Origin of the sequence: Stenotrophomonas sp. AS012628 (assembly GCF_010608305.1) — a bacterium.
Classification (GTDB): Bacteria; Pseudomonadota; Gammaproteobacteria; order Xanthomonadales; family Xanthomonadaceae; genus Stenotrophomonas; species Stenotrophomonas geniculata.
Map to the genome: position 1 here is coordinate 1 of NZ_VMBJ01000197.1, position 248 is coordinate 248.

Genomic DNA, 248 nt, shown 5'->3' on the forward strand with positions numbered 1-248 from the left:
GCGAGGGGGCGTCCTTGCCGGCTTCGGCCAGCGCCAGGCCGACGCCGGTCATGAAGGCCTGCGACGGGTCGCTCGGCACGCTCGGTGTCTTGGCGCGCCAGACCTTGCCGCTGGCCGGGTCATGCAGGGCGATGTCGGTGAAAGTGCCGCCGATATCGACGGCGACGGCGAGGCCGGCCTCAGATGATGGCATCGACATACTCATTGCGATGGAAGGAGCGGACCGCCGGGCGGTCGGAGCGCAGGCT

Annotated in this window: 1 protein-coding gene; it reads right to left on the reverse strand. The window is 70.2% G+C overall.

Annotated elements, in window-relative coordinates:
* Positions 1–193, reverse strand: a 193-nt coding sequence (locus G5A07_RS21600; RefSeq protein WP_223107830.1) for a hydantoinase/oxoprolinase N-terminal domain-containing protein, incomplete at its 3' end; no start/stop codon positions are given.
* Between the last annotated feature and the right edge of the window lie 55 nt (positions 194–248).